The following is a 26691-nucleotide window of genomic DNA, read 5'->3' as shown; positions in this document are numbered from 1 at the left end:
TCTTGCCTTTTGCGCTGCGAGGTACAAGCAGAGTCGTTGGACCGGGGCCGTTCTCGGCCCGTGAGGCTGTGCCGGTCCCGGCTGCGATCCCGTTGCGACGGGAAAGGGCCGTGGCTTGACTGCCAGTCTGGATCCACGTACGACACCATCGTTCACCGTCTTCCGGGTGAAGCATTGAGTGTGCGAGGAAGCCTTCGAGCCGACAAGAACGTGCAAGGCTTCACGCCTCTACGGGTCACTTCCAGAAGGCCGACTGGCATGTTCCCGAGAACGCGCCCTGACCTGCAGCGATCAGCTGATCGTTTCCGAATCGACGGGCGTGCGTTCCGGAGCTATCTCCTGGCCACTCGCTGACCTGCGGCGACGGAGTTTTCTGCAAGCCCCACGAAGGCGAGTCGTGGCCGTGGAGGCCACTGGCGTCAGCGTACCGGATCTGTTCGGGCGGGGTGTGGGGGTCAGGTCGTCGGGACCCGGGTGAAGCGGCCTGCCACGTGGAGATCCTGCTCGATGCGGGCCGCCGTGGCGCGGAGGTGGGGCAGGATGTCGCGCTCGCACTCCTCGGGCGTGTGGCGGGCCGCGTGCATGGCCACGTTCAGGGCGGCGACCGCTCGGCCCGTGCGGTCGCGGACCGGGACCGCGATGGAGCGGAGGCCCTCTTCGAGTTCTTCGTCCACCAGGGCGTGGCCCTGGGCGCGGATCTCGGAGAGGAGGCGGGTCAGGGTCTCCGGGTCGGTCAGGGTGTGGGGGGTCAAGGGGCGGAGGGGGAGGGGGAGAGGGCGGTCGGACGGGGGGAGGTCCGACAGGAGGACGCGGCCCATGGACGTCGCGTAGGCCGGTAGCCGGGTGCCCACTGTGATGTTCACGCTCATGATGCGGCTCGTGGCGACGCGGGCCGTGTACTGGATGTCGGCGCCCGACAGCACGGCCAGGGACGTCGACTCGTGGACCCGCTGGGCGAGTTCGGCCATGTGCGGGGCCGCGATCTCGGGGAGGGACGTGCGGGAGAGGGGCGGGAAGCCGAGGGACAGGACGCGCGGGGTCAGGGTGAAGGTACGGGCCTGTGCCTGGACCAGGCCCAGGTGTTCGTGGGTGATCAGGGCTCGGCGGGCCGTCGCGCGGGCCAGGCCCGTTGCCTTGGCCACCTCCGTCAGGGTCAGGGCGGCGCGGCCCTCTCCGAAGGCCGTCAGGACCGTCAGGCCGCGGGCCAGGGATTCGACGAACTCCCGGCCGAGTTCCTGTTTCGAGGCGCCGGTCCAGGTCGCGAGGCCGGAGGGCGCGGCGGACGGCTGGGGTGGCGGTACCTCGCGCAGGTCGTCCTCCATCGCCCGTACCGCCGCCCGCAGCCGGGGGAGCAGGGTGTCGCGCAGGTCCGCGGCGGTGTGCCGGCTGGTGTGGCTCACCACGTTGGCCGCGCAGGCGATACGGCCGGTGTGCGGGTCCCGTACGGGGACGGACACGGCGACCAGGCCCGGTTCGATCAACTGGTCGTCCAAGGCCCAGCCGTTCGCGGCCGATCGGGCCACCCGCTGCTCGAAGTCCTCGTCGGTGGCCGGGTGTTGGGGTGGGGGTACGGCCGGGAAGAGCGTCCCCTCCCGGTCCGCCGCCCTGCGCTGCCGCCATTCCCGCCAGTCGTTCTGCGTCCACTCCGTCGCGAACAGGGGGCCCGGCGCGGTGCGTTCCGCCGGCAGCAGGTCGCCGATGCGGAAGCTCAGGGACATCGCGCGGCGGCGGGTGGCCTGGTGGATGAAGCGGATGCCGTCGCGGTCGGCGACGGCCAGGGACACGGATTCGTCCAGTTCGTCGGCGAGGGCGTCGGCGCATGCGTCCAGCAGGGCGGGCAGGCGCAGGGCGGAGAGGTAGGCGTTGCCCAGTTCCATCAGGCGGGGGGTCAGGATCACGTCCCGGCCGTCGAGGCGGACGTATCCCATCCGGGCGAGGGTGGCGGTGATCCGGTCGACCGTGGAGCGGGCGAGGCCCGTGGCCCGTTCAAGGGCGCTCGGGCTCAGGGCCCCGCCGGCCTCGGTCAGCCGCCGCAGCACGGCGACCCCACGGACGAGCGGTGCGACCGCCTCGGCCGGTACGCCGGACGAGCCGTCCGGCATGGCGGCGGCAGCGGCCGGTACGCCGGACGACGCGGCCCGTACGGCGGGAGAAGCGGCGTCGGCGTCCATCGTTGGCTTCGCGGGCATCGGGTCTCCGGTACGGCGGTCGGGGCATGCCTACCGTAATGCGGAGAACCGTCACCTCGACGGCGGCCGTCCCACCGGCGTCCCACCGGTTCCCCGCGAGCCGCTCACGGCCGCGTCACCAGCACCCGGTAGCGCGCGCTTGCGGAGCGGTCCGTCCCCGCCACCGTGATCCGGATCCCGCGCTTCGGGTCCTTGAAGACCTCGCCGGGGGTGAAGGGCGCGTCCGAGAGTTCCGCGTGGACGTTGGGGCTGCGCGTGCAACCGCCGCTGTCGCGCCGGGAGTCGTAGACCTTCACCGGTCCCATGCCGGTGTCGACGTCCGCGTCGACCTTGTAGATCAGTACGCCAGGGCGGCACACGGCCTCGTCGTTGCCCGCGCGGACGCGCACCTCCAAGGCGTACCCGGTGCGGCTGCTGAGCGGCACGAAGACCAGCTTCGGGCCGCCCGCGCGCTCCAGCGGCGTCAGCGTGTGCTCCGTGGTGCCGTGCCGCGAGGCGCAGCTGACCTGGGACGGGTCCAGCCAGCCCAGCTTCCACTTGTGCCAGCCGAGCAGGTCGTTGTTGGCCCCCCAGTCCTCGCTCATGATGTCCCAGTGGCCGACGGCGCCGCCGCCCGCCTGGGTGTAGAGGTCGGGCAGGCCGAAGACATGGCCGTTCTCGTGCGGCAGCACCCGGTAGCCGGTCCTGCCGTAGGAGCCGGAGCCGTCGTCCTGGCGGGAGTAGACGAAGGAGGCGTTGGCGACGGGGACGCCGTCGGCGACCGGTGCCTCGGTGTTGCCGGCGAAGGTCACGGACAGGACCGTGTCCAGGGCGGACGGGCCGGCGTTCGGGGTCACCAGCACGTTCAGGAAGTCGTACTCCTGGAAGTTCACCTTGGGGTCGGCGGCGCTGACGATGTCCTGGACGAGCTCGCGGTAGCCGGAGTCGAAGGGGGCGCCGCGCTCTATGCCGTAGGCCTTGAACGGCTTCGGCATGCGCAGCCAGTGCGGGATCGGGGTCTCGGGGCGGTAGTCCAGGCGGCCGTAGGAGGCGGTGCGGAACCACTGGCGGGTCTTCGGGAAGAACTCGCGGAAGCGGTCGAGGGCGTTGCCGGGGCCGGGTGCGTCGGAGAAGTCGACCATCAGGGTCAGGGCGTGGACGGTGCCCGTGGAGCGGGAGTAGCCGGTGCCGGTGGGGACGCCCTCCGACAGCTGGATGGCGTGACCGCCTCTGATCATGCAGGGGCTGAGTACCGCGCTGCGGGCAGGCGCGATCGGGCCGGCCCCGGCCGTCGTGGAGGGCGCCGTCAGATGTCCGGTGCCGGCCGAGGTGCTGAACGCGAAGGTCAGGACGGTCACGGACGCGAGGACGGCCGCACGGCGTGGACGTATCCGACGGCAGACCTGCATGCACGCGTCCTTCGTCCATGGCAGCCGGCGGCATCGGACTGCGCCCTTTCGATCACCCTGATCGGGGGGCCGCGCGGGCGCGCGCTGGAGGAGCCCGAACGTGGGGTTTCGATGAGAGGGCGGTGTGACTCAGGTCACATTAAATCTCTCTGTCAACCTGAAATAAGCGGGGAGCGTCTCCCCGTTTAGTCAGGTGTCCGAGCGAAACGGGGAATGCTTCCCCGGATCGCGGCACCACCGACCACCCGCAGCAGCACCCACTGCTCGCAGCACCACTCACCGAGGAGCACACCGTGACCGCCACGACGACCGCGAAGGCCCCGCAGCGCAAGGTGACCCGGCCGCGCGCCGACGCCCTGCGCAACCGGGAGCGGATCGTCGCCGCCGCCCGCGAGATGTTCACCGAGTTCGGCCCCGAGGTGCCGCTCGACGAGATCGCCCGCCGGGCCGGCGTGGGCAACGCCACGGTGTACCGCAACTTCCCCGACCGCGACGCACTCGTCCGCGAGGTCGTCTGCTCCGTCATGGACCGGACGTCGGAGGCGGCCGAGCTCGCGCTCGCCGAGACCGGGGACGCCTTCGAGGCGCTCGAGCGCTTTGTGCACACCGCCGCCGACGAGCGGATCAGCGCGCTGTGCCCGATGGTCCAGAGCACCTTCGACCAGAACCATCCCGATCTCGAAGCGGCCCGTCGGCGGGTCGAGCAGACCGTCAACGAGCTGATGGACCGCGCCAAGGAGGCCGGCCAGCTCCGCCCCGACGTCGCCGTCGGGGACCTCATGATCGTGGTGGCGCAGCTCAGCCGGCCCCCGGCCGGCACCGACTGCTTCGTCAACGACCGCTTCGTACACCGCCATCTGCAGCTGTTCCTGGACGGACTGCGGGCCCCGGCCCGCTCGGTCCTGCCGGGCACACCCGTGACCGTGGAGGATCTGCGCCGGCCCTGCGATTAGTTCCGCACCCCAAGCCGGTCACTACACCGAACACCCGACACCGAGCACCGACTTACCGAATCACCGGCCGTCGCCGGAAGCCCGTAGACGAGCCGTCCCCGTAAGACGCCTTTTTCCGTCACGAAGTCCCGAAGTGGGTACCCCCATGTCTGCAACAGCCTCAAAGGCTCCAGGCGCCGTCGAGAACACCGGCGACGCCAACCGCTGGAAAGCGCTCGTCTTCATAGCGCTCGCCCAGCTGATGGTCGTGCTGGACGCGACCATCGTGAACATCGCCCTGCCGTCCGCCCAGACCGACCTGGGCATCTCGGACGGCAACCGGCAGTGGGTCGTCACGGCCTACGCCCTCGCCTTCGGCGGTCTCCTCCTGTTCGGCGGCCGGATCGCCGACCTGTGGGGCCGCAAGCGCGCCTTCGTCATCGGTCTGGCCGGCTTCGCCGCCGCCTCCGCCCTCGGCGGAGCGGCCACCACCGGCGCCATGATGTTCGGCGCCCGCGCCCTCCAGGGCGTCTTCGGCGCCATGCTCGCGCCCGCCGCGCTGTCCCTGCTCGCCGTGATGTTCACGGACGCCAAGGAGCGCGCCAAGGCGTTCGGCATCTACGGTGCGATCGCCGGTGGCGGTGGCGCCGTCGGCTTCATCCTCGGTGGCGTGCTCACCGAGTACATGGACTGGCGCTGGACGTTCTTCGTGAACATCCCGTTCGCCATCGTGGCCGCGCTCGGCGCGTACTTCGTCATCCGTGAGCCGGAGGGCGGCCGCAACCGCAACCCGCTCGACATCCCGGGCGTGCTGCTCTCCACCGCCGGCCTGGTCTCGCTGGTCTACGGCTTCACCCGCGCCGAGTCCGACGGCTGGGGCGACACCACGACCGTCTCCCTGTTCGTGGCGTCGGCCGTCCTGCTGATCGCGTTCGTCGTCACCGAGGCCAAGGTCAAGGCCCCGCTGCTGCCCCTGCGCGTGGTCACCGACCGCAACCGCGGCGGCATCTACCTCTCGCTCGGCATCGCCATCATCGCGATGTTCGGCACGTTCCTCTTCCTGACCTACTACCTGCAGGTCATCAAGGGCTACTCGCCCATCAAGACGGGCTTCGCCTTCCTGCCGATGATCGCGGGCATGATGATCGGCTCGACCCAGATCGGCACCCGGCTGATGACCCGGGTCCCGGCCCGGCTGCTGATGGGCCCCGGCTTCCTGGTCGCGGCGGGCGGCATGCTCTTCCTGACCCAGCTGGAGATCGGCTCGTCGTACGCCTCGGTGGTGCTGCCGTCGATGCTGCTGCTCGGCCTCGGCATGGGTACCGCGTTCATGCCCGCCATGTCCCTGGCCACCCTGGGCGTCGAGCCCCGTGACGCCGGTGTCGCCTCCGCGATGGTCAACACCTCGCAGCAAGTGGGCGGCGCGATCGGTACGGCCCTGCTGAACACGATCGCCGCCTCCGCGACGACCTCGTACATCAAGGACCACATCGCGGGTGCGACCTCCAAGTCGCAGGCGCAGCTGGTCCAGATGCAGGGTGCGGTGCACGGCTACACCAACGCGATCTGGTTCGCCGTCGGCATGCTGGTGCTCGCCGCCGCGATCGTCGGGACCTTGGTGAACGCCGGCCGCCCGGGTTCGACGACGGTGTCGTCCTCCGAGGACGGCGTCGAGGACGAGCTGGCCGTCCCGGTGGTCGCCCACTGACGGCGGCCGTCCGGCGGTACCCCCTTCGGAACCATCCGTACGCGAGAGGAAGGGGACGCCTCCCGCGTACGACCCCGGGACCTGCCCTGGCTTGCTGAGTGAGCGGCTCAGCGGAGCCAGGGCAGGTCCGCGCCCGCATCGCTGGGCTGCAGGCCCTCGGCGACGATCTCCATGATCTCGCCGAGGGCCTCCTGCTGCTGCGGGGTGAGCCGCTCGAACACGGCCTGCCGTACAGCCGCCACATGGCCCGGCGCGGTCCGCTCCAGCACCTCGGCGCCCGCGTCCGTCAGCACCGCGAACTGCCCGCGCTTGTCGGAGGGGCAGTCCTCGCGCCGCACCCAGCCGTTCTTCTCCAGCCGCGCGATCGCATGCGAGAGACGGGAGCGGGTGATCTTCGACTTCATGGCCAGTTCGGTCATCCGCAGCCGCCGGTGCGGGGCCTCGGCGAGGCCGACCAGCAGCCCGTAGTAGATGTGCGGCATGCCCGCGTCCCGCTGCAGCTGGCGGTCGAGGTGATCCTCGAGAAGCATGGTGGCATGCAGGTAGGAGCGCCAGATGCGCTGCTCGTCGGCGGTGAGCCAGCGAGTCTGCTCGGCGGGTTTCGCCGCTGCGGAGGCTTCGTCGGCGGATGTGGGTGCCGTATTCATGTATCCATCGTACGAGAGCTCTCCTTGAAAATTAAACAACCGCGGCGTATGCTCTGGAACAGGGAGTTTGAGAGTTCAAGCATTGGGAGTCGCCGCCATGTCCGCCGCCACTCAGGAGCGCATGCCCGCCCTCTATCTCAGTCACGGTGCGCCGCCGCTCGCGGACGACCCGATCTGGCCCGGTGAACTCGCCGCCTGGTCCGCCGACCTGCCGCGCCCCAAGGCGATCCTCATGGTCTCCGCCCACTGGGAGGAGGCCCCGCTCGCGCTGGGCGCGGTGCGGACGGTCCCGCTCGTCTACGACTTCTGGGGCTTCCCCGAGCACTACTACCAGGTGACGTACGAGGCCCCGGGCGCACCCGAACTCGCCGAGTCCGTGCGGAAGTTGCTGCGCGCCCCCGGCATACCCGTGCAGGACATCCCGGACCGCGGCCTCGACCACGGCGCCTATGTCCCCCTCGTCGAGATGTTCCCGGCCGCCGACATCCCGGTCCTGCAGATCTCGATGCCCACGCTCGACCCGGTGAAGCTGATGGAGATCGGCCGCAAGCTGGCACCGCTGCGCGACGAGGGCGTGCTGATCGTCGGCTCCGGCTTCTTCACCCACAACCTGGCCGCGCTGCGTCACACGGGCGGGGGAGTGCCGACCTGGTCCTCGGAGTTCGACGACTGGGGCCGCAAGGCACTGGAGGCCCGGGACTGGGACGGCCTGCTGGACTTCCTCCACAAGGCCCCGGCCGGCCGCTACGCCCACCCGCGCACCGAGCACTTCGCCCCGCTGTTCGTGACCATGGGCGCGGCGGACGTCACCGGCGAGCTGGACGCGCAGAAGTCCGTGATCGACGGCTTCTGGATGGGGATGGCGAAGCGGTCGGTGCAGTTCGGCTGAGACCTCGAGGCCCCTGCGGGCCTACAGCTCCTTCTCGTACCAGGCGACGTCCCAGTACCTGCCGAACTTCCGGCCCACCTCCCAATAGGTGCCGACGTACCGGAACCCGAAGCGTTCATGCAGCCGCGTGGACGCTTCGTTGGGCTGTGCGATGCCCGCGTAGGCGCGGTGCAGGTCCTCGTCCGCGAGGGCCTCGAAGAGCGCCTTGTACAGGAGCGTGCCGATGCCGCGGCGGCCCGCGTGCGGGGCCACGTACACCGTGACCTCGACCGACGTCTCGTAGGCCGGTTTCATGCGGTAAGGGCTGGATGTGGCGTAGCCCAGAATTTCCTGTGTGTCCGCATCCGTGGCAACCATCAGCCGGTGCGGCCCGTCTACAGGGTGGGAGAGCAGCCAAGGACGCCGCTCTTCCGGAGTGAAGACGGCGGTATCGAATGTGATGGGCGTCTCACGTACATAGTGGTTGTAGAGGTCGGTGAGAGCGTCGAGGTCCTCCTCGACTCCCGGCCTGACCTGCACCTCTGTACGCTCCGACGCCATCAGGCCTCCCTCTGTGGCCGGACAGGGTACTGCATGATCAGAAAAATCGGGGGGCGGGTTGGGAATTCTGTCCGGATTCCAGTCGTTGTTTCCATCGGATGCAGGGCACCCGACCAAAGTGCTCAGCGGCACTCGAAGGCGAGTGCCCGGCGTCTGAGAGACCACCCGTCAGCCCACCATCGCAAGGGAGCACGCATGGCAACCCGTGCCGTCGCCCGTCGTAAGTCCGCCACCGGCGAGACGGCCGACGCGGCAAGCAGTGTTCGCGCCCACGCCGGCGAGATCGCCGACCGTGACCTGGTCGGCATGTACCTCGACGAGATCGCGCGCACACCGCTGCTCGACGCCGCCAAGGAGGTCGAGCTGTCCCAGATCATCGAGGCGGGTGTGTTCGCGCGACAGGTTCTCGACGGGTACGAGGAGTCCAAGGCCGACGCCACGCGCGAGGAGCTCGAGGCCCTGGTGGCCGACGCCGAGCGCGCCAAGGACATCTTCATCCGCTCCAACCTCCGCCTGGTCGTGGCCGTGGCGCGCCGTTACCCCCGTAGCGGTCTGCCCCTGCTCGACCTGATCCAGGAGGGCAACGCCGGCCTGGTGCGCGCGGTCGAGAAGTTCGACTACCGCAAGGGCTTCAAGTTCTCGACGTACGCCACCTGGTGGATCCGTCAGGCGATCACCCGCTCGATAGCGGACCAGTCGCGCACCATCCGCCTGCCCGTCCACCTGGTGGAGGAGCTGGGCCGGATCCGCCGTGTGCAGCGGGAGTTCAACCGCGAGCACGGCCGCGACCCGGAGCCCGCGGAGATCGCCGCCGAGCTCGGCTCGAACGCGGACCGTGTGATCGACGTCCTGGACTGGGCCCGCGACCCGGTCTCGCTGAACATGTCGGTGGACGACGACGGCGACACCCAGTTCGGCGACCTGCTCGAGGACACCTCGGCGGTCTCCCCCGAGCAGTCCGTCCTCACCCTGCTGCGCAGCGAGGAACTCGACCACCTCATCGGCCGCCTCGACCCACGCACGGCGTCCATCATCAAGATGCGCTACGGCATCGAGGACGGCCGCGAGCGCACCCTGACGGAGGTCGGCAAGGAGCACGGTCTGACCCGCGAGCGGATCCGGCAGATCGAGAAGCACGCCCTGCTGGAGCTGAAGAAGCTGGCACGCGACACGGGCTTCGAGGCGGCGGCCTGAGGCTCGGTCACGGGGGCGCGTACGGCACCCGGTGAGCGCCGGGTGGCGTACGCGCCGCCGGCCGCGCACGCCGGGTGGCGAAAGACCGCGCAAACATGGCGGTACAACGCCGCTTCAACCGTCAGAAGCAGGGAACAAGACTTCAGGGCACAGCAGTTCGGCGGCATCATCCCACCCCCTGAGCGACCGGACCACTGCAACCACCGGACCACGTCCCGACGCACATCCCCCCCGGCGGCGGGACTTTCCTGAGCCGGGCTTCGGCGCCCCTCCCCCCGGGCGCCGGGGCCCGGCTCTCTTTCGGGCGGTCCGGGATCTCGCAGGAACACACATGACGGCGGGTCACCCCAGACCTGAACACTGGGGTGGCCCGCCGTCACGTGTGCCACACGCCCTCCGGGCGCTGGTCAAACGGGCCGTGCGACCCGATTGCGCGTGACACTCTGCCATATGATCGTCACGTTTCGCTAACGTGCCGAAGGCGAGACGGTCCCTCCTCGCCCCGTCGAGCTGCGTCACCCACCCCCGGCCCGCACCAGCCGTCCGCCCAACTCCCTTACGCTCTCCACCAGTTCGGCCGGTTCCCGTACCGTGAACTCGTAGCCCAGCAGGGCCAGTCGGACCGCGAGCCAGTCCGCCGCGTCGCCGGTCCGGGCCCGTAGGCGGCAGGAGTGGTCGTCGATCGGTTCCGGCGTGCCCAGCCAGGACGGGATGCGGGTCGCGACGGTTTCCGCGGGGGCCGCGAAGGTGACCTCGAAGTCGTACGACTCCTGGTGTCGTTGCATCGAGCGGCGCAGGTACTCCGCCGCGCTTCCCGTCGGCAGCTCCCGCGGGGCGAACCGGGCGCCGGTTGCGAAGGGGTCGCTCACGCGGTCGACGCGGAACGTGCGCCAGTCGGCGCGGTCGAGGTCGTAGGCGACGAGGTACCAGCGGCGGCCGGTCGAGACGAGACGGTACGGCTCCGTCAGGCGTCGTGACTCCGTGCCGTCGCCGGCGCGGTAGGCGAAGCGCAGGCGCTCGTGCCCGGCCACCGTGGACGCCATGACGGTCAGAGTCTCGGGCGCGATGCTCGCCCCGTCCCCGCTGGTCAGCGGCGTGGTCGCGGCCTGGAGCGTGGAGACGCGGTGGCGCAGGCGGGAGGGCAGCACCTGTTCCAGCTTGGCGAGGGCCCGTACGGAGGCCTCGTCCACGCCCTCCAGGGCGTGCCCGGCGCCCGCCCGCAGCCCGACCGCGATCGCCACGGCCTCCTCGTCGTCGAGCACCAGCGGCGGCATCGCCTTGCCCGCGACCAGGCGGTAACCGCCCTCGGCGCCCAGGGTCGCCTGCACCGGATAGCCGAGCTCGCGCAGCCGGTCGATGTCCCGCCGCACCGTGCGCCGCGACACGCCCAGCCGCTCGGCGAGCTCGCCGCCGGGCCATTCGCGGGGAGTCTGGAGGAGCGAGAGGAGTTGGAGGAGTCGGGCCGGGGTGTCCGTCGTCATGGTGAGAGCATGCCGCAGAAGTAGGACACGATCTGACCTAATGGGGGTCTAGCTTCGGGGTATGACCTCCACCGAGATCCCTTCCGTTTCCATGGGCACCCAGGGTGCCCCGCCCGCCGCGGGCGACCGCAGGCGCTGGTTCGCCCTCGCCATCGTGATGACCGCGGCCTTCATGGACCTCGTCGACGTCACGATCGTCAACATCGCCATCCCGTCGATCCAGCGGGACGCAGGCGCCTCCGTCAGCCAGATCCAGTGGATCACCGCGGGCTACGCGCTCGCCTTCGCCGCGGGGCTGATCACCGGCGGACGCCTCGGCGACATCCACGGCCGCAAGCGGCTGTTCCTCGTCGGCATCGGCGGGTTCACCCTCGCCTCCGCGCTGTGCGGCTTCGCAGCGAACCCGGAGATGCTGGTCGCCTCCCGGATCCTGCAGGGCGGGATGGCGGCGATGATGGTGCCGCAGGTCCTGTCGATCGTGCACGCCACCTTCCCGGCGCACGAGCGGGGCAAGGTGTTCGGTCTGTTCGGCGCGATCGTGGGGCTCGGGGCCGTCTCGGGCCCACTGCTCGGCGCGCTGCTCACGGAGTGGAACCTGTGGGGTCTGGAATGGCGGCCGATCTTCCTCATCAACCTCCCGGTCGGCATCGCGGGCCTGGTCCTCGGCAGCCGCTTCATCACCGAGTCGAAGGCACCGCGGGCGCTGAAGCTGGACCTGGTCGGAGTAGCGCTCGTCACCCTCGGTCTGACGATGCTGCTCTACCCGCTGACCCGCGGCCGTGAGCTGGGCTGGCCGCTGTGGGGGCACGTCTCGATGGCCGGCGCGCTCCTCGTCTTCGCGGTGCTGGTGGCGTACGAGAGGCGCAAGGCCGTACGGGACGGGTCTCCGCTGGTGGAGCTGTCGCTGTTCCGGGTGAAGAGCTTCGCTGCCGGTATCGCCGTGCAGACCGTCTTCGGGCTCGCGCTCGGGGTGTTCTTCCTCGTGTGGACGCTGTACATGCAGACCGGCCTGGGCTGGAGCCCGCTGCGGGCGGGGCTGACCGGGGTGCCGTTCTCGATCTCCGTCTCCACCGCGGCCGGCCTGTCCGTGCAGAAGCTGGTGCCGCGCTTCGGCCGCAAGGTGCTCCAGACGGGCGCGCTGCTCATGGCCGCGGGCGTCCTGCTCTACATCTGGGAGTCCGGCCGCTACGGCCTCGCCATCGCCTCCTGGCAGATGGCGCTGCCCCTGATCGTGATGGGCGTCGGCATGGGCCTGATCGTCGCCCCGCTGACGGACGCGGTGCTCTCGGACGTGCCGCGCGAGCACGCCGGCTCGGCGTCGGGGCTCATCAACACCGTGCAGCAGATGGGGAACGCGCTGGGGCTCGGGCTGGTCTCGGTGGTGTTCTTCGGGGAGATCGGCGACCGGCTGACGCGGTCCGAGGTGGGCCCGGCGTTCGTGAACGCCTTCCAGCATGCGCTGGGGTGGGTCGCCGCGGTGATGGGGGCCATCTTCGTATTGATGTTCGCCCTGCCGAAGCGGGCCGGGGAGGCGGAAGAGCCCGCGAAGGAGCGCGAGACCGCCGTCCTGCCCGCCGGGGGTATTCAGGACGCCCCCGCTCACCAGGAGAACCTGGCTTCGGTCAGGTAGCGCACTTGGCACCCTGTCCCTAGTCTTTGCGGGGGCAGGGTGTTGTTTTGCGGGGGCAGGGTGCCGTGTAGCAGGGTGTCCTCGACACGTGTTTATCCGGACAAGCGGCGGGACGTCATGGCATCGAGGAATCAGGCCACTCCATCCGAGGCGGCAGCGTCGGAAACGGCCATGTCCAGCTGGCTTCCCGACCTCTCGGGGCTTTCCCTCGGAGAGCTCAGCAGCCTGGACAGCGTGGTTCTGGAATCCTCCGTCAAGCATCTGAGGCGCTGCGTCAACCAACCGCTTTCCACCATCGGTGGCAGCAGCGGCAGCTAGTTGCCGGACGGTCCCCGGGACCGGTTAAATTTCACGGCACGTCACTCTCCCGGCCGGGAACGAGGAAATCGTGCTGATGCACCATCACCAGCTCTCCGTGTCCGTCCTGCGGTCCCTGCTGGCCACCACCGAGGACGACACGGCGGTCGCCGTGCTCCTGGACGTGGAGTACAGCCGTCGGCTGCTGCTCATGCGGGGGATTCTGGATTCCTGCGCCGGCACCCCCGAGGCCGAGACCGCCCGGGTCGGGGAGGCGTGGCGGTTGCTGGAGAGCGTGGATAAACAGGCACCCGAGGCCGTTCGCGCGGTACTGCTCGATCCGCAGGTCGGCCTGTGGGCGGCCGCCCTGTTCCGGCGGCTGTCCCGGGCCGAGCCGGACGAGAGCGCGGAGGAGATGCCGCTCTGGGTGGAGCTGGGTTTCCTCGCCCAGTTCGCGACCACCGTGTCGATCATGGCGGGCACCCCCTTCCGGATGCGGGTCCCGGTGCGGGAGGGAACTGTTTTCCTGCCGTGCCTGGGGCGTGCGCACCTGGACACCTCCGAGCGCTGGGGGACCGCCGAGGTCCGGGCGCAGGACGGCGTGGTGAGCATCGTCGGCGACGGTACGACGGTGATGCTGCCGGAGGATCCCGAACGCGACGCTCCCGGCTGGCAGGGCCTGCGTCGGCTGCGCGCCACGGCAGAAGACCTCACCCTCACGCTCGCGATCGACGACCTCGGCCCGTACCCGGCGGTGACCGGACTGGCCGCCTCCCGGCGGCTGACACCCGAGCAGTTCGCCGACTGGCAGCGCTGGATCTCCGCCATGTGGCCCCTTCTCGTGGCCGACCACCGGGCCGACGCCCGCGCGCTCTCCGCCGGGCTGCTGTCCCTCGTCCCGCTGCCCCACCGGGAACGCCTGCGCGGGCGCACGGCCTCGTCCAGCGACGCCTTCGGCTGCGTCCTGCTGACGGAACCCGACGAGGACACGGCGGTGCTGCCGGCCCAGCTCGGTGTGGCCCTCATCCATGAGTTCCGGCACACCCTGCTCAACGGCCTCATCTTCCTCACCCCGCTCTTCGAGGACTGCGGCGACCTGTTCTACGCACCCTGGCGGGACGACCCGCGCCCGCTCGGCGGGCTGGTGCACGGGGCGTACGCCTTTTCGGGGGTGGCGCGGTACTGGCGTGCGCGCGGGGAGGAGGGGCTCGCGGGCTTCGAGTTCGCGCTGTTGCGGGACGCCCTGGACCAGGTGCTCACCACCCTGCGGGACCACCCCCTGCTGACCCCGCTCGGGCGCCGGCTCTGCGAGGCGCTCACGGAACAGACCGAGCCCTGGCGCGCGGAGCCGGTGGGCGAGCACGAGCACAACCTCGCCCGGCTGGCGTCCGCCCACCACCACGCGACCTGGCGCGCCCACCACCTGCACACACCCAAGGCCTATGCGCAGGCGGTGGCGCAGGCATGGCAGCACGGCCACCGGGAGCCCGTCGACGTCACGGGCACCCCGCTGGGGCCGGCGCCGGAGCCCGAACTGCACACGGACCCCGGCGCCTGCCGGCTGGACACCCTGGCGTTGCTGTCCCGCCTCAGCCTCGTCGACCCCGCGGAGTACGCGCGACTGCTCGCCGACGACGATCCCGCCGCCCAGGTCCCCGGCGCCGCCGCGGCCGACCTGGCCCTGGTGGCGGGCGACGCGAAGACCGCGGTCGAGCTCTACGCCGAGGAACTGGCGCTCCCCGGAGCCAGACCCGCAGCCTGGGCAGGCCTGGGCCTGGCGCTCACCGAGACGGGCGAGGAGGCTGCCGGGGCCGCCCTGACCAACAGCCCCGAACTGGCCGTAGCCGTAAGCCGATTGCTGCCTGAGCCGCCGGACCCGGTGGCGCTGGCACATTGGCTGGCGCCCCGATAGGGGCGCGGGGCTGTGTTGAACATGCGGCTACCGCCGCGTGGGCGCGACGAGCCACGATGGCGCAGCGGACGACCGACGGCCATGAGCACTGTCACAACGGCATGGGGTCGATGTCACAGTCAGCCCGGTGTTCCCAGTCGGCGGCCAGCCGTACCGCAGGGTGGCTGCTGCCCAGCTTGCGGCTGAGACGTTCATGGGTGTCGGTGTGGAGCGTGGCCGCCTCCTCGGTGTGGCCGAGGGCGCGCAGGTCCATGGCGAGGTTGGCGGCACAGGCGAGGGTGGAGGGGTGATCGTCGTCGAAGACCTCGCGGGAGCGGCGCAGGGTCTCGGTGTCCAGTTCGTGGGCGGTGGCCGGGTCGCCCAGGGCGTAGTGGTCGCTGGCGAGGTTGGTGCGGCACACCAGGGTCGACGGATGCATCTCGCCCAGGGTCGCCGTGAACTCCTCCAGCACCAGTGAGTTGATGTACTGGGAGGCCGCCGCGTTGCCCAGCAGCCGGTAGGTGATCGCCAGGTTCAGCGCCGCCGACAGGGCGTGCGGATGGTGTTTGCCGTACGTCTTCTCGTACTGCTCGCAGATGTCGGTGCCCAGCCGCAGCGCTTCCGGAAGGTCGCCGCTGTGCCGCAGATGCACCGACAACTCCAGGGTGGCGGCCATGGATTCGGGGTTGTCGGTGCCGTACCGGTGGATGAGGTCCGTGCGGGCCTGCTCGGCGGTCTCCATCGCCTCCCGGTGCTCGCCCGCCTTGCGCAGGGCCACCGCGAGGTGCCGGTAGCAGGAGAGACTGAGGGGATTGGTGCTGCCCAGCAGGGAGTTGGACCGGTCGACCAGCTCTCGGTGGTACGTCAGCGCGACGGCGTACTCGCCCAGTTCCCGGGTGTCGAGGATGAAACCGAGCCAGCTGAGCAGCGAGAGCACATGGTCCTGGCCGTAGATCTCGGTGTAGCCGTTCCAGGTCTGCTGGTCGAGGTCGCGGGCACGGGCGAAGTCGCCGACGAGGCGGAGGCTGACGCCGAGGTTGTGGGCGGCGCGCAGGGTTTCGGGGTCGTCGGGGCCCAGCAGCCGTAAGTACTGCTGGTGGACGGATTCCGAGAGGGTGAGAGCCTCGCTGAAGGCGCCGCGTACCCGGTGGTCGATGGCGACGTTGCCCAGCGCGTCGGCGGTGTCCTGGGCGTCGGGGCCGACGGTGCGCCGGTAGGCCTCCAGAGTGGCCGAGTTGAGTTCGGCGGCCTCCCGGTAGCGGCCCAGGCTGAAGAGCAGGAAGCCCAGCCAGCGGGCCACCTGGAGGGTCTGGGGGTGGTCCTGGCCGAGCTTTGCCGACCAGGTCTCGTGCGCGGTGCGGGCGAGTTCCAGACAGGGCTGGTAGTCGCCGAACCGCAGCAGGTAGATGACCTCGTTGACGACGAGGTTGCGCACCCAGCCCTCGTCGGACTGGGCTGCCTCGGAGACCAGCACATGCGGGTAGAGCGCGCCGTACCGGTCCCAGCGCAGCACGTTGTCCGGGTCGTTGGGGTCGCTCGCCGCCAGCAGCAGATGCGCTCCCCGCCGCATCGTCGACCGGTCCTCCTCCGTCATCCGGTACAGCAGGGCGGCCTGGACCAGGCGGTGCATCTGGAGGGAGTTGTTGCGGTGGTTGAAGCGGGCCAGTGAGTAGCGGCCGATCTCCCGGATGACCTGACCGAGGCGGATCGGGTCCTCCAGCGCCAGGTCCAGTTCGGGGGCGATCGAGCCGCGCGGCATACGGGCGAAGAGGGAGCGGGCGATGGGCTCGGGGGCGTAGAAGGAGCAGACCTGGAGGAGCTGGTAGGCGGCCGGGTTCTTGGTCTCCAGCTGGTCCAGGGAGATGTTCCAGGCGGCGATGACCGGGTGCTGGTTGTCCAGCGGTGCGGTGCCGCGCAGCAGGTCCACGCGTTTCTCGGTGAGCAGGCGCAGGTATTCGTCGACCAGCATGCCGGTCTCCGCGTGCCAGGCGGCCGCCTGCTCGATGGCCAGCGGCAGGTCGCCCAGCGCCTGGGCCAGCCGATCGGCGTCCTCGTCGCTGATCTCAGGACCGCGCAGCCGCAGCAGCTGCTTGCTCTCCTCGCGGAGGAAGACGTCGACCTCCAACGGGCGGGCGATGGACGCCCATTGGGGGTTGCGGGAAGTAATGAGGATGTTGCCGGGGCCGCCCGCCGGGAAGAACGCCCGTACCGCCTCCGGGCTCTCGGCGTTGTCGAACACCAACAGCCAGTTGGCGTAAGGCCGTCCGATGCGCAGCGCCTCCAGGACGGCCGCGACCGTCGAGGAGGCGTCGCTGCCGGCGGTGATGCCGAGGCGCGGGGCGAGCTCCACCAGGGACAGGGAGATCTGCGCGGTGCGCTCGGCGGAGATCCACCACACCACGTCGTACTCGGACATCCGGCGATACAGGTACTCCACCGCCAGCAGGCTCTTGCCGACGCCACCCATGCCGTGCAGGGCGTGGGGCAGGACGGCTGTCGTCTTCTCCTGCAACAGCCGCTGGTGGAGGGCCTCCAGGAGATCCTTGCGGCCGGTGAAGTTCGGGTTGCGCGGCGGGATGTTCCCCCAGACCGTCGGGGTGTTCCTGGTGCGCTCGGTACCCGCCGTGTGCGCCGGGGCCTGCTCTGGCATCACCGGCCTCCTGTTCCCCTGATGCGTCGGGTGGTCGGCGTCGCCCGGGGTGCGGGCGACGGGGTCGCTGAGTGTGAACGGTGCGGTGGTGCTGGTGCGGGACGAGTGCCGGTGCGCAGGCTCCTCACGGAGGTCCGCGACCGCCTCGTCCACCTCTCCGGCCGGTTTCAGGAACGGCCCGGACAGGGCGTGGAGCACGGCGCTTTCCGCCAGCAGCCACGGACCGGACTCCGCGTCCACGGAAGGGACTTGGGACACGGACTCGCCGCGCAGCAGCCGGGGCAGTCGCCACAAGTGTTCCCCCCCGAGCCCCCGACGATCCCCCACCAGTTCGACAACCCGGACCAGGTCGGTACGGCGTCCGGCGGCCAGCAGCTCCTCGCGCACGCCGGGCGCGAACTCGTAGGCGGGAAACGCGCGGTCGGCCGGGCGGACGATCCCCTGGGCGAGCAGCAGCGCGAAGTCCGTGAGCGAGCTGCCCGGCAGCAGCGTGTCCTGGACCTGCCGGACCAGCGGGTCGGTGAGGGGGATCGCGGCGAGCATGGTGGCCAGCGTGAACACCTGCTGGGGCGCGGCCGACCGCAGCCGGGCCACCATCGCGGGGGCGTCCTGCGGCAGCGGGTCCGGTCCGGGAGAGGCGGGCACATGGGCGCGGGGGAAGGTCACGGTGAGCGGCAGCCAGCGCGGGGGCGCCCCGCCCAGCAGGCTCGACCAGGCGTCCAGCCAGCGCGCGGACAGCTCGAGGACGGGGACCGGTACGTCCGGCCGCCCCGGCGCCGGCGGCAGGTCGTACGGGTCGGGGCCCAGCCCGCGGGCCCGCCGGCGCAACCGGCTGTTGGGCGCTCCCGGAGCGGGGGAGCGCAGCTGCACCTGCCAGCCGCGCAGACCCGTCACCGGCCACACCGGGTGCGGCAGGAGATGGATCAGACAGGTCGGCCCGGCCTGCGCCCAGCGCCGCAGCAAGGGCTCCACCCCGTGGTCACGCCAGTGCGGCCCGGCACCGTCGGTGAGCAGCAGAGTCAGCCTGCCCGCCGCACCGTGCCGCGGCAGGGTCGCCGGGGCCCTTCCGCGCCCGTACGGCAGCCGGTGCACGGTGATCCTTGCGAAGGACCCGGTGCGGTGCAGTTCGCGCGCGAACGCCCGCACCGTCGGCTCCCAGATCCCCATGGTGGGGCCGGAGTCGGCGACGACGGCGACGTCCCAGTGGGTGCCCGCCGGGTACCCGGCGGGCCGCCGTAGGGCGGTGCCGGTGCGGCGTAGTGCTTCGGGCAACTCGGGTGGCAGTGGGGGCCAGGCGGGGGGCGGGGTCATGGGGTGTCGGCCTCCGCTCCCGTGCTGGGGGTGGGGCCGGCAGGTCGCGCCCCGAAGGGGCGCGGGGCTGTAGCGATCTGCGGCTGCGCCGCGATGGGGGTCCCCCCGCTCGAGCGAAGCCGAGAGTGGGGGAGCGACCAGCCACGACTGCGCCGCAGTTGACAGACGGCACAACGCGCTCTCTCCAGCGGAGCGCTGCTCACGGCTGTTCCGCCTCCGTCCACGCCCAGACCGTGTCCAGTGCCTCCTGCCAGCTGCGCCCTTCGGCCAGGGAGGTCAGTGCGCCCTGGGCCGCCAGGTGCAGTGCATCGAGGAGCCGCCGCACCACCGACCCCTGGGCCGCCTCGGCGCGGTCCAGGAACGCGGTCAGGACGTCTTCCGCGAGGCCCTGCGGGAAGCGCGCCGTCGCGATGGCCTCCAGCGCCGCCCGGTCCGGCCGCGCCAGCGGCAACGGCACGCACTGCTCGGCCAGCGCAGGCGACAGGTCGCGGTCGCCGCCGGTGGTGATCACCACGAGGGGGAAGGCGTGGCACTGGACGGCGCCGCCGCGCAGCGCCACCGCGGCCTCCGCGTCGTCGTCGGTCGCCACGTGCGCGGGAGCCCCGGGCACCGTGAAGCCGCCCGCCTCCAGCACCGTGCACAGGTCCTCCGGCAGCGCGATCTCCGCCCGGTCCAGCCGGTCGAGGAGCAGGACCCGCGGTCTGCGGTACGGCAGGAAGGCGGTGCCCAGCGGGCCGAGCCGGCCGGCCCCGTCGTAGAGGCCCTCCTGGAGGGTGGACAAGCTGGTGAGGCGCCAGCGCAGCACCCTGCCGAGGCCGAGCTCGCGGCTGATCCGGTACGCGAGCGCCGACCTGCCGGTGCCGGGCTCGCCGGTCACCAGCAGGGGACGGCACAGCGCCAGCGCCGCGTTGACCCGCTCGACCTCGCCGGGGGCGGCCGGCAGCGGCTTCGTCGCCTCGCCGAGCACGGACGACGCGTACGGGTCGTCGGGGGGCGGGGGCAGACAGGGGACGGTGGGGTACCGGCGCCAGGGTGGCGGCTCCGGCCAGGGGCCGGCGGCCGCTGAGCCGGGCAGGCCGGTTCCTCGGTAGACGCCCCAGGGCTCGGCGGTCGGCGACATCAGCGGTGTCCTCTCCGGTTGCCGGCCGCACTGCGCGGTCCGGTCGTACGGCTGTGCACGTGCCCCGACCCCCCGAAGACCCGTCAGGCCGGGTCCGGATCCATCGGGTTGCGTTCGGCGTCGTCCCACAGGACCGTCAGATGGCGGCCGATGTGGCCGGCGCGGCCGGCGGTGGCGGCTTGGCCGTTCTGGCCGGCGGCCTCCCGGCGATATGCGTCGACCCTGGCCGGGAACCGCTTCAGGCCGCCGCGGAGCAACTCGTCCAGGACCTCCCGCAACCCCGACGTGGCCCGGTCCGACCGGTTCCAGATCACCACGGGCAGCCCCATGCGCAAGGCGGTCTGCAGCTCCTGGCTGCCCTGCCCGGTGCCGGTCAGCGGCGGTTCGCTCAGCACCAGGGCGACCAGGTGCTCGTCCTCGTCGAGGCGCTGCTCCAGGGCGTACGCACCGGAACGTGCCCGGGTGTCGGCCGCGTAGCAGACCGAGCGCGACGGCGGTTCGTCCGCGCCGAGCTGCCGCCAGCGGGTGTTCCAGAACTCGTGCCACTCCCGGTTCTGCAGGCGGTCCAGGCTGCGGATGACCACCGAGAACTCGCTCGCCGACGTCACCTGCGAGGCCCAGTCCCAGTCGTGCGGCCACCACTCCACGGGCAGGTTCAGCAGCTCGAAGGGCAGCACGAACTCCAGGAAGAGCGGTGCCGGTTCGGCCGCACCGGCCGGCCCCGCCGGACGGTGCCGCTCGTTCTGCCGGACGATCGAGCCGACCACGTCCTCCAGCTGCTCGACCGGCACCTGGTGCCGCGGCTGCCCCTGCACCCAGCCGCGGCCGGGCCCGTCCGACATGTGCGAAGGGAACACGTTGTACTGGGTGTTGTTCAGCGGGTCCGTCTCGATACGGATGGCCAGATACCGTCTCAGCTGCCGGGCCACCCCGGACACCGACGACCCGCGCGCCCTGTTGCGCTCCTCGTCCAGCAGCTCCGACAGGCCGAGGCCCAGCGACCAGTGCCGGTTGCGGGCCATCACCTCCTCACTGAGCTCCCGGCTCATGTACGGGGCGCACACATCCAGGTGGAGCATCCACGGGGGCAGCTCACCGGGTGCCGTGTTCTGCCCGGCGAGATAGAGGAAGTCGTGCCACGGGTTCTCGGCGTGCGGCGGCGGTTCGCTCAGCCGTTTCCCGGTGGCGAGCCACATCAGCGCGGACCGCATCTTGTACGGGTACGGCAGCGGCTGGAGCGGGCGCAGCGCCTCGGCGAGAAACCCCCAGGACCCGAGGACCGCCAGCCCCTCCAGCGAGCCCACCGCGGTCCACTCGTCGGCGAGCCGCCGCACGGCGAACACCTGCGGACAGTACGGATCCATGCCGTGCAGCACGTCAGCCAGCACCGACAGCCCGTCCGGGTCCACGGAGCAGTGCCGGACCACATCCAGGAACTGTTCGGCCGCGGTGTCCTCGTCCCGCGTGGCGAGCGGACGTCCGGTCTCCCGGCCCACCGCGGCGACCAGCTCGGCGCGCCCCTCGGCCGTGCCCAGCGCCCGCATGTCGAGCAGCGTGTGCGCCGTCCGTCCGCCGATCCGGGCGCGTATCCGGGAGGCGTTGCGGTCCTCGCCGCCCGCCTCCGTCAACGCGGCTCCTCCGAGCGGGGGAAGGGGGGCGCCACGGTGGGTTTGGAGCGGCCGGTGCGCGCGCCGCCGACGCCTGCCAGCAGACGTTCCTGGGCTGCCTCGACGTCCAGTTCCGGCGAGGACAGATCGATGTACACGACCGAGCCCAGCAGGCCCTGCGGAGCACACCGGTCCACCATCACCGGCACGAGACTGCGCAGCAGCCCGGACGGGTCGCCGTGCTGGACCGCCTGCCACTCCAGCCGGCCGTAGACGGAGTCCAGATACGCCGGGGAGAGGACCGCGATGGTGCGTTCGCACTGTGTCACGCCCCCGTCCATGCCGAACAGCCAGTTGCTGCCCGGGACGAAGTCCCATTCCTGCACCAGGACGCTGTAGCCCGCCTTCTCCAGCTGCCACGAGATCCACACGGCCCATCTGCGGTCCGCGGCGGTGTACGAGACGAAGAAGTCCCGGCGGTCGTCGATCGGCCGGTTCGCCGCGACCGCGACCCCGTTGACCCCGGCCGACGGCGCCCGGGCCAGCCGCTGCCGCACCAGCTCGCCCACCACATGGGAGGTCCAGCTCGGGCCCTCGATCCGCTCCACCGCGTGCGCCAACGCCATCAGACCACCCTGCTGGCCCTCGCAGTGCCGCACCAGGTCCAGGAACTCGCGCATCAGGCTCGGCTGGTCCGCCGCCTCCAGCGGCTGTGCCAGCTCCGCCCCGACCAGCTCGAACAGCAGTGCCCGGGTCAGACCGTCCGCCAGCTTGGGCGAGGCGAGCAGCGCCTGGACCACATTGATGGGCCAGTTGCGACCGCCGTCCGCCCGGGCGTGCGGGTTGGGGTCGTCCGTGTCCACAACACCCCCCGAAGAAGTTGCGTCCCGGAGTCCAGGATACGGACGGGGTGACTGCCCGTCAGGGCTTCCGCAGCCGTCTGCTCACTTCTCGGCACGGATCTCGGCGCCGATCTCGTGCATCTGCCATCGATGCCCGTTTGTGTCCGAGTGGCGCCCGAACCTGTTTACTTTCCAGAAATCCGGGCGTAGCCTCCGAGTGAAACCACAAGTTCGGGCATGGTCGGAGGTGAACGGACATGTACGCACCGGAGCGGCAGCAGGAGATCCTCCGGCTTGCCCGGGACGGCGGGCGGGTGGACGTGGTGTCGCTGGCCGAGGAGTTCCAGGTGACGGCGGAGACGATCCGCCGGGACCTGAAGGCCCTCGACCGCGCGGGCCTCGTCCGGCGGGTGCACGGCGGTGCCATACCGGCCGGGCGGCTCGACTTCGAGCCCGACCTCGCCGAGCGCGAGGGCACCTCCACCGACGAGAAGGACCGCATCGCCAAGGCGGCCCTCACGGAGCTGCCCACCGAGGGCACGATGATCCTCGACGCCGGTACGACGGTGGCGAGGCTCGCCGCCGCGCTGCCCCTGGAGGCGTCGCTCACCGTCGTCACGCACAGCCTGCCGATCGCGGCCCGCCTCGCGGACCACCCCGGCATCCAGCTCCACCTCGTCGGGGGGCGGGTACGGAACCGTACGCGCGCCGCCGTGGACGCCTGGGCGCTGCGGGCCTACAGCGAAATCCGGGCTGATGTACTTTTTGTGGCGGCGAACGGCTTTTCCGCCGACCACGGTCTGACCACCCCCGACCTCGCCGAGGCCGCGGTCAAGCGCGCGGCGGTGGCCGCGGCCCGCCGGGTGGTGCTGCTCGCCGACTCGTCCAAGCACGGCCAGGAGCACTTCGCCCGCTTCGGCGACCTGAGCGACGTGGACCTGCTGATCACCGACAGCGGGCTGAGCCCGGAAGACGCCACCGCCATCGAGCGCGGCGGCACGGAAGTGCTGTGTGTCTAGAAAACGAGTGCGCATGATCCTCACCGTCACCCCGAACCCGTCCCTGGACCGTACGTACGAGGTCCCCTCGCTCGACCGGGGCGAGGTCATCCGAGCCACCGGTGAGCGCATGGACCCGGGTGGCAAGGGTGTGAACGTCTCGCGTGCGGTCGCGGCCGCCGGGCGGCGCACGGTCGCGGTGCTGCCCCTCGGTGGCGCGCCGGGCGCGCTCGTCGCCGAGCTGCTCGACGCGCAGGGCATCGAGGTCGCGCCGGTCCCGGTCGCCGGGGCCACCCGCTCGAACATCGCGCTCGCCGAGGCGGACGGGGTGCTCACGAAGATCAACGCGCCCGGTCCCGAGCTCTCGGCCCAGGAGCAGGAGCTGCTGCTGAACACCGTGCACCGGCAGTCGCCCGACGCGGACTGGATCGCCTGCTGCGGGAGCCTGCCGCGGGGGCTCGCGCCGGCGTGGTACGCCGATGTCGTGGCCCGGGTGCACGCCGGGGGCGCGCGGATCGCCCTGGACACCTCCGGGCCCGCCCTGCTCGAGGCGCTGCGCGAGCGGCCCGACGTGGTGAAGCCGAACGCCGAGGAGCTCGCGGAGGCCGTCGGGCGCCCCCTGTTCACCGTGGGCGACGCGGTGAAGGCGGCCGAGGAGCTGCGCGAGATGGGCGCGCGCGCCGTCCTCGCCAGCCTGGGCGCCGACGGACAGCTGCTCGTGGACGCCTCGGGCGCCTGGTTCGGCAGCGCGCACGTGGACGTCGTACGCAGCAATGTGGGTGCCGGCGACTCCTCGCTGGCCGGTTTCCTGATCGCCGGAGGCAGCGGCCCGGAGGCCCTCGCCTCGGCGGTCGCACACGGCGCGGCGGCCGTCCAGCTGCCCGGCAGCGTGATGCCGACCCCGCGTGACCTGGATCCGGCGGCGGTGACGGTGACGGCCGACGTGCCGGTGGATCGTGTGCTGAAGGAGCCGGTGTCATGACGTGTCCCGTGTACGGACCCAGGCCCTGCGGACCGGCTCCGAAGCGGCGAGGCTCCCCGTTACTCGCCACGGCCAACCGGCGGCAGGGCCCCCCGAGCCGCCCTGCCGCCCCGTGGAGGCGGGGTTTCCCCGGCCCCGTCTCCACCCCCACCGATCCCACCCCCCGCAGCACCCCCGTCCCCACCCCCGCCCACCCCACCCCCCGGGCGATACGCGTGCGAAGGAGCCCGCGATGAGCGACATGATCACCGCGGACCTGGTCGACCTCGACCTGTCCGCCGATACGAAGGAAGCGGCGGCGCGTGCCCTCGCCGAGCGCATGGTGGCCCTGGGCCGGGTGACCGACCTGGACGGCTTCCTCGCCGACGTGGCCGCCCGTGAGGCACAGATGCCCACCGGCCTCGACGGCGGCATCGGCATCCCGCACTGCCGCAGCGAGCACGTCACCGAGCCGACGCTGGCCTTCGGGCGCAGCGCCGCCGGTATCGACTTCGGCGCGGCGGACGGCCCCGCCGACCTGATCTTCCTGATCGCGGCCCCCGCCGGCGCCGACGACGCCCACCTGACGATCCTTTCGTCGCTGGCCCGGCAGCTGATGAACGCCGAGTTCACCGACGCGCTGCGGTCGGCGGGCGACGCGGCGGCCGCGGCCGCACTGATCCGCGGGGACGAGCCGGCCGCGGCCGGCTCCGAAGACTCCGCTGCGGCGTCGGGGGCGGCCTCCGCCGACGCCGCAGCGGGCAGCACGGCCCCGGCGCCGGGTGCGAGCGTCGAGGACGCGTCCGCCCCGGCGTCGGGCGCCCCCGCCGCTGACGAGCGCCCCTTCCGTATCGTCGCCGTCACGTCCTGCCCGACCGGTATCGCGCACACGTACATGGCGGCCGAGTCCCTGGAGAACGCGGGCCGCGAGGCGGGCGTCGAGGTCACCGTCGAGACCCAGGGCTCGGCGGGCTTCACCCGGCTCGACCCGGCCGTCATCGCCGCGGCGGACGCCGTGATCTTCGCCCACGACGTGCCCGTACGGGAGAAGGAACGCTTCGCCGGCAAGCCCACCGTCGACGTCGGTGTGAAAGCCGGCATCAACCGCCCCGGCGAGCTGATCACCGAGGTGCGCGGCAAGGCCGAGCGCGGTGAGGTGACCGCGGGGGCCGCGCCCGGCACCCCGGTCGAGCGCGCCGGTGAGTCCGGCGAGGGCTACGGCACCAAGCTGCGCAAGTGGCTGATGTCCGGCGTGAGCTACATGGTCCCGTTCGTCGCTGCCGGCGGTCTGCTGATCGCCCTCGGCTTCGCGATCGGCGGCTACAAGATCAAGTCGGCGCCCTCGGTGATGGACCACTTCGTGTGGACGCAGACCGACAGCTGGGCCGCGCTGATGTTCCAGATCGGCGCCGTGGCCTTCGGCTTCCTGGTCCCGGTCCTGGCCGGCTACATCGCGTACGGCATGGCGGACCGGCCGGGCCTGGTCCCCGGCTTCGTCGGCGGCATGATCGCCTCCACGATCAACGCGGGCTTCCTCGGCGGCTTGGTCGCCGGTCTGCTCGCCGGTGGTGTGGTGATGGCGATCCAGAAGATCAACATCCCGGCGGTGCTGCGCGGCATCATGCCGGTGGTGGTGATCCCGCTGATCTCCTCGGCGATCGTCGGGTTCCTGATGTTCGTCGTGGTCGGCAAGCCCATCGCCTCCGCCCAGAAGGGCATGACCGACTGGCTGAACGGTCTCTCCGGCTCCAACGCCATCCTGCTCGGCGCCCTGCTCGGCCTGATGATGTGCTTCGACCTCGGTGGTCCCGTCAACAAGGTCGCGTACACCTTCGCCACCGCCGGCATCGCGGTCTCCAACCCGAGCGACTCCGCGATGAAGATCATGGCCGCGGTGATGGCCGCCGGCATGGTCCCGCCGCTCGCGATGGCGCTGGCCACCACGGTCCGCGGGAAGCTCTTCACCGAGACCGAGCGTGAGAACGGCAAGGCCGCCTGGGTGCTGGGTGCCTCCTTCATCTCCGAGGGCGCGATCCCGTTCGCCGCGGCCGACCCGCTGCGGGTCATCCCCTCCGCCATGGTGGGTGGCGCCATCACCGGCTCCCTGTCGATGGCCTTCGGCGCCACCCTGCGCGCCCCGCACGGCGGCATCTTCGTGGTCCCGCTGATCGGCAACGCCTTCCTCTACCTGATCGCCATCGCGGTCGGCGTGTGCGTCACCACTGGTCTCGTGGTCTTCCTGAAGGGCATGCGCAAGCCGGCCCCGGGAGCCGTGAGCCCCGGCACGGCGGACGACACGTCGACGTCGACGGCCCAGGCGAAGCAGCCGGTGGCCGCCTGACATCGAGGCCCGCATGCCCCTTTGGTGCACTGTGAGTCGATCAGTGCGGCTGAGGGGCATGTGCCTTGCCTGCGA

The 26691-nt window shown here is 71.4% G+C and carries 18 protein-coding genes; 9 read left to right on the top strand and 9 right to left on the bottom strand.

Features of this window, described 5'->3' with window-relative positions:
• Positions 1 to 455: 455 nt before the first annotated feature.
• Positions 456 to 2189: an IclR family transcriptional regulator domain-containing protein gene (locus ABT254_RS24585; RefSeq protein WP_450748680.1), complete on the bottom strand. Its 1734-nt coding sequence runs from the start codon at positions 2187 to 2189 to the stop codon at positions 456 to 458.
• A 104-nt stretch (positions 2190 to 2293) separates the two neighbouring features.
• On the bottom strand, positions 2294 to 3577 hold the full coding sequence (locus ABT254_RS24580; protein WP_351473869.1) for a M6 family metalloprotease domain-containing protein: 1284 nt from the start codon (positions 3575 to 3577) through the stop codon (positions 2294 to 2296).
• 293 nt (positions 3578 to 3870) lie between these two features.
• Between ABT254_RS24580 and ABT254_RS24575 the strand changes: the two genes are divergently transcribed.
• A complete protein-coding gene (locus ABT254_RS24575; protein ID WP_351473866.1) occupies positions 3871 to 4530 on the top strand; it encodes a TetR/AcrR family transcriptional regulator in 660 nt (219 codons plus the stop codon).
• A 145-nt stretch (positions 4531 to 4675) separates the two neighbouring features.
• Positions 4676 to 6217 (top strand): MFS transporter, encoded by a 1542-nt coding sequence (locus ABT254_RS24570; protein ID WP_351473863.1) that lies wholly within the window; start codon positions 4676 to 4678, stop codon positions 6215 to 6217.
• A 107-nt stretch (positions 6218 to 6324) separates the two neighbouring features.
• Here ABT254_RS24570 and ABT254_RS24565 read toward each other — a convergent pair whose 3' ends face one another.
• Positions 6325 to 6864 carry a MarR family winged helix-turn-helix transcriptional regulator gene (locus tag ABT254_RS24565; RefSeq protein WP_351473860.1) on the bottom strand — a complete coding sequence of 180 codons (540 nt, stop codon included), beginning with the start codon at positions 6862 to 6864 and terminating at the stop codon, positions 6325 to 6327.
• Positions 6865 to 6961: 97 nt separating this feature from the next.
• On the opposite strand from ABT254_RS24565, the gene ABT254_RS24560 reads away from it, so the two are divergent.
• A complete protein-coding gene (locus ABT254_RS24560) occupies positions 6962 to 7753 on the top strand; it encodes a dioxygenase family protein (RefSeq protein ID WP_351473858.1) in 792 nt (263 codons plus the stop codon).
• A gap of 21 nt (positions 7754 to 7774) precedes the next feature.
• Here ABT254_RS24560 and ABT254_RS24555 read toward each other — a convergent pair whose 3' ends face one another.
• On the bottom strand, positions 7775 to 8293 hold the full coding sequence (locus tag ABT254_RS24555) for a GNAT family N-acetyltransferase (RefSeq protein ID WP_351473856.1): 519 nt from the start codon (positions 8291 to 8293) through the stop codon (positions 7775 to 7777).
• 195 nt (positions 8294 to 8488) lie between these two features.
• Between ABT254_RS24555 and ABT254_RS24550 the strand changes: the two genes are divergently transcribed.
• Entirely contained in the window at positions 8489 to 9487 is a 999-nt protein-coding gene (locus ABT254_RS24550) for a sigma-70 family RNA polymerase sigma factor (protein ID WP_351473853.1), read from the top strand.
• 515 nt (positions 9488 to 10002) lie between these two features.
• Here ABT254_RS24550 and ABT254_RS24545 read toward each other — a convergent pair.
• Positions 10003 to 10968 carry a helix-turn-helix transcriptional regulator gene (locus ABT254_RS24545; RefSeq protein WP_351473851.1) on the bottom strand — a complete coding sequence of 322 codons (966 nt, stop codon included), beginning with the start codon at positions 10966 to 10968 and terminating at the stop codon, positions 10003 to 10005.
• Positions 10969 to 11029: 61 nt separating this feature from the next.
• On the opposite strand from ABT254_RS24545, the gene ABT254_RS24540 reads away from it, so the two are divergent.
• Together ABT254_RS24540 and ABT254_RS24535 are read left to right on the top strand one after the other, a co-directional pair.
• Entirely contained in the window at positions 11030 to 12598 is a 1569-nt protein-coding gene (locus tag ABT254_RS24540) for an MFS transporter (RefSeq protein ID WP_351473849.1), read from the top strand.
• 394 nt (positions 12599 to 12992) lie between these two features.
• Positions 12993 to 14807 carry an HEXXH motif domain-containing protein gene (locus tag ABT254_RS24535; RefSeq protein WP_351473846.1) on the top strand — a complete coding sequence of 605 codons (1815 nt, stop codon included), beginning with the start codon at positions 12993 to 12995 and terminating at the stop codon, positions 14805 to 14807.
• 91 nt (positions 14808 to 14898) lie between these two features.
• On the opposite strand, the gene fxsT is transcribed toward ABT254_RS24535, so the two are convergent.
• From fxsT to ABT254_RS24515, 4 genes are all read right to left on the bottom strand, one after another.
• On the bottom strand, positions 14899 to 18747 hold the full coding sequence (fxsT, locus tag ABT254_RS24530; protein ID WP_351473844.1) for an FxSxx-COOH system tetratricopeptide repeat protein: 3849 nt from the start codon (positions 18745 to 18747) through the stop codon (positions 14899 to 14901).
• A gap of 199 nt (positions 18748 to 18946) precedes the next feature.
• Positions 18947 to 19867 carry a MoxR family ATPase gene (locus ABT254_RS24525; RefSeq protein WP_351473843.1) on the bottom strand — a complete coding sequence of 307 codons (921 nt, stop codon included), beginning with the start codon at positions 19865 to 19867 and terminating at the stop codon, positions 18947 to 18949.
• Between the two features lie 83 nt (positions 19868 to 19950).
• On the bottom strand, positions 19951 to 21495 hold the full coding sequence (locus ABT254_RS24520) for a VMAP-C domain-containing protein (protein ID WP_351473841.1): 1545 nt from the start codon (positions 21493 to 21495) through the stop codon (positions 19951 to 19953).
• The gene (locus ABT254_RS24515; RefSeq protein WP_351473840.1) at positions 21492 to 22337 is read right to left on the bottom strand and encodes a toll/interleukin-1 receptor domain-containing protein; all 846 of its coding nucleotides are present in this window, start codon (positions 22335 to 22337) and stop codon (positions 21492 to 21494) included. The genes ABT254_RS24520 and ABT254_RS24515 overlap by 4 nt, the downstream gene beginning before the upstream one ends.
• Before the next feature lie 236 nt (positions 22338 to 22573).
• On the opposite strand from ABT254_RS24515, the gene ABT254_RS24510 reads away from it, so the two are divergent.
• The 3 genes from ABT254_RS24510 to ABT254_RS24500 all read left to right on the top strand — a co-directional run bounded on the left by ABT254_RS24510 (position 22574) and on the right by ABT254_RS24500 (position 26616).
• Positions 22574 to 23335: a DeoR/GlpR family DNA-binding transcription regulator gene (locus ABT254_RS24510; RefSeq protein WP_351473838.1), complete on the top strand. Its 762-nt coding sequence runs from the start codon at positions 22574 to 22576 to the stop codon at positions 23333 to 23335.
• Between the two features lie 13 nt (positions 23336 to 23348).
• On the top strand, positions 23349 to 24296 hold the full coding sequence (gene pfkB / locus ABT254_RS24505; RefSeq protein ID WP_351473835.1) for a 1-phosphofructokinase: 948 nt from the start codon (positions 23349 to 23351) through the stop codon (positions 24294 to 24296).
• Positions 24297 to 24528: 232 nt separating this feature from the next.
• The gene (locus tag ABT254_RS24500; protein ID WP_351473833.1) at positions 24529 to 26616 is read left to right on the top strand and encodes a PTS fructose transporter subunit IIABC; all 2088 of its coding nucleotides are present in this window, start codon (positions 24529 to 24531) and stop codon (positions 26614 to 26616) included.
• The last annotated feature ends 75 nt before the right edge of the window (positions 26617 to 26691 follow it).

The sequence above is a fragment of the Streptomyces sp. NPDC001137 genome, from assembly GCF_040298885.1.
Taxonomy (GTDB): domain Bacteria; phylum Actinomycetota; class Actinomycetes; order Streptomycetales; family Streptomycetaceae; genus Streptomyces.
This window is presented reverse-complemented; position numbering and strand designations above follow the sequence as displayed.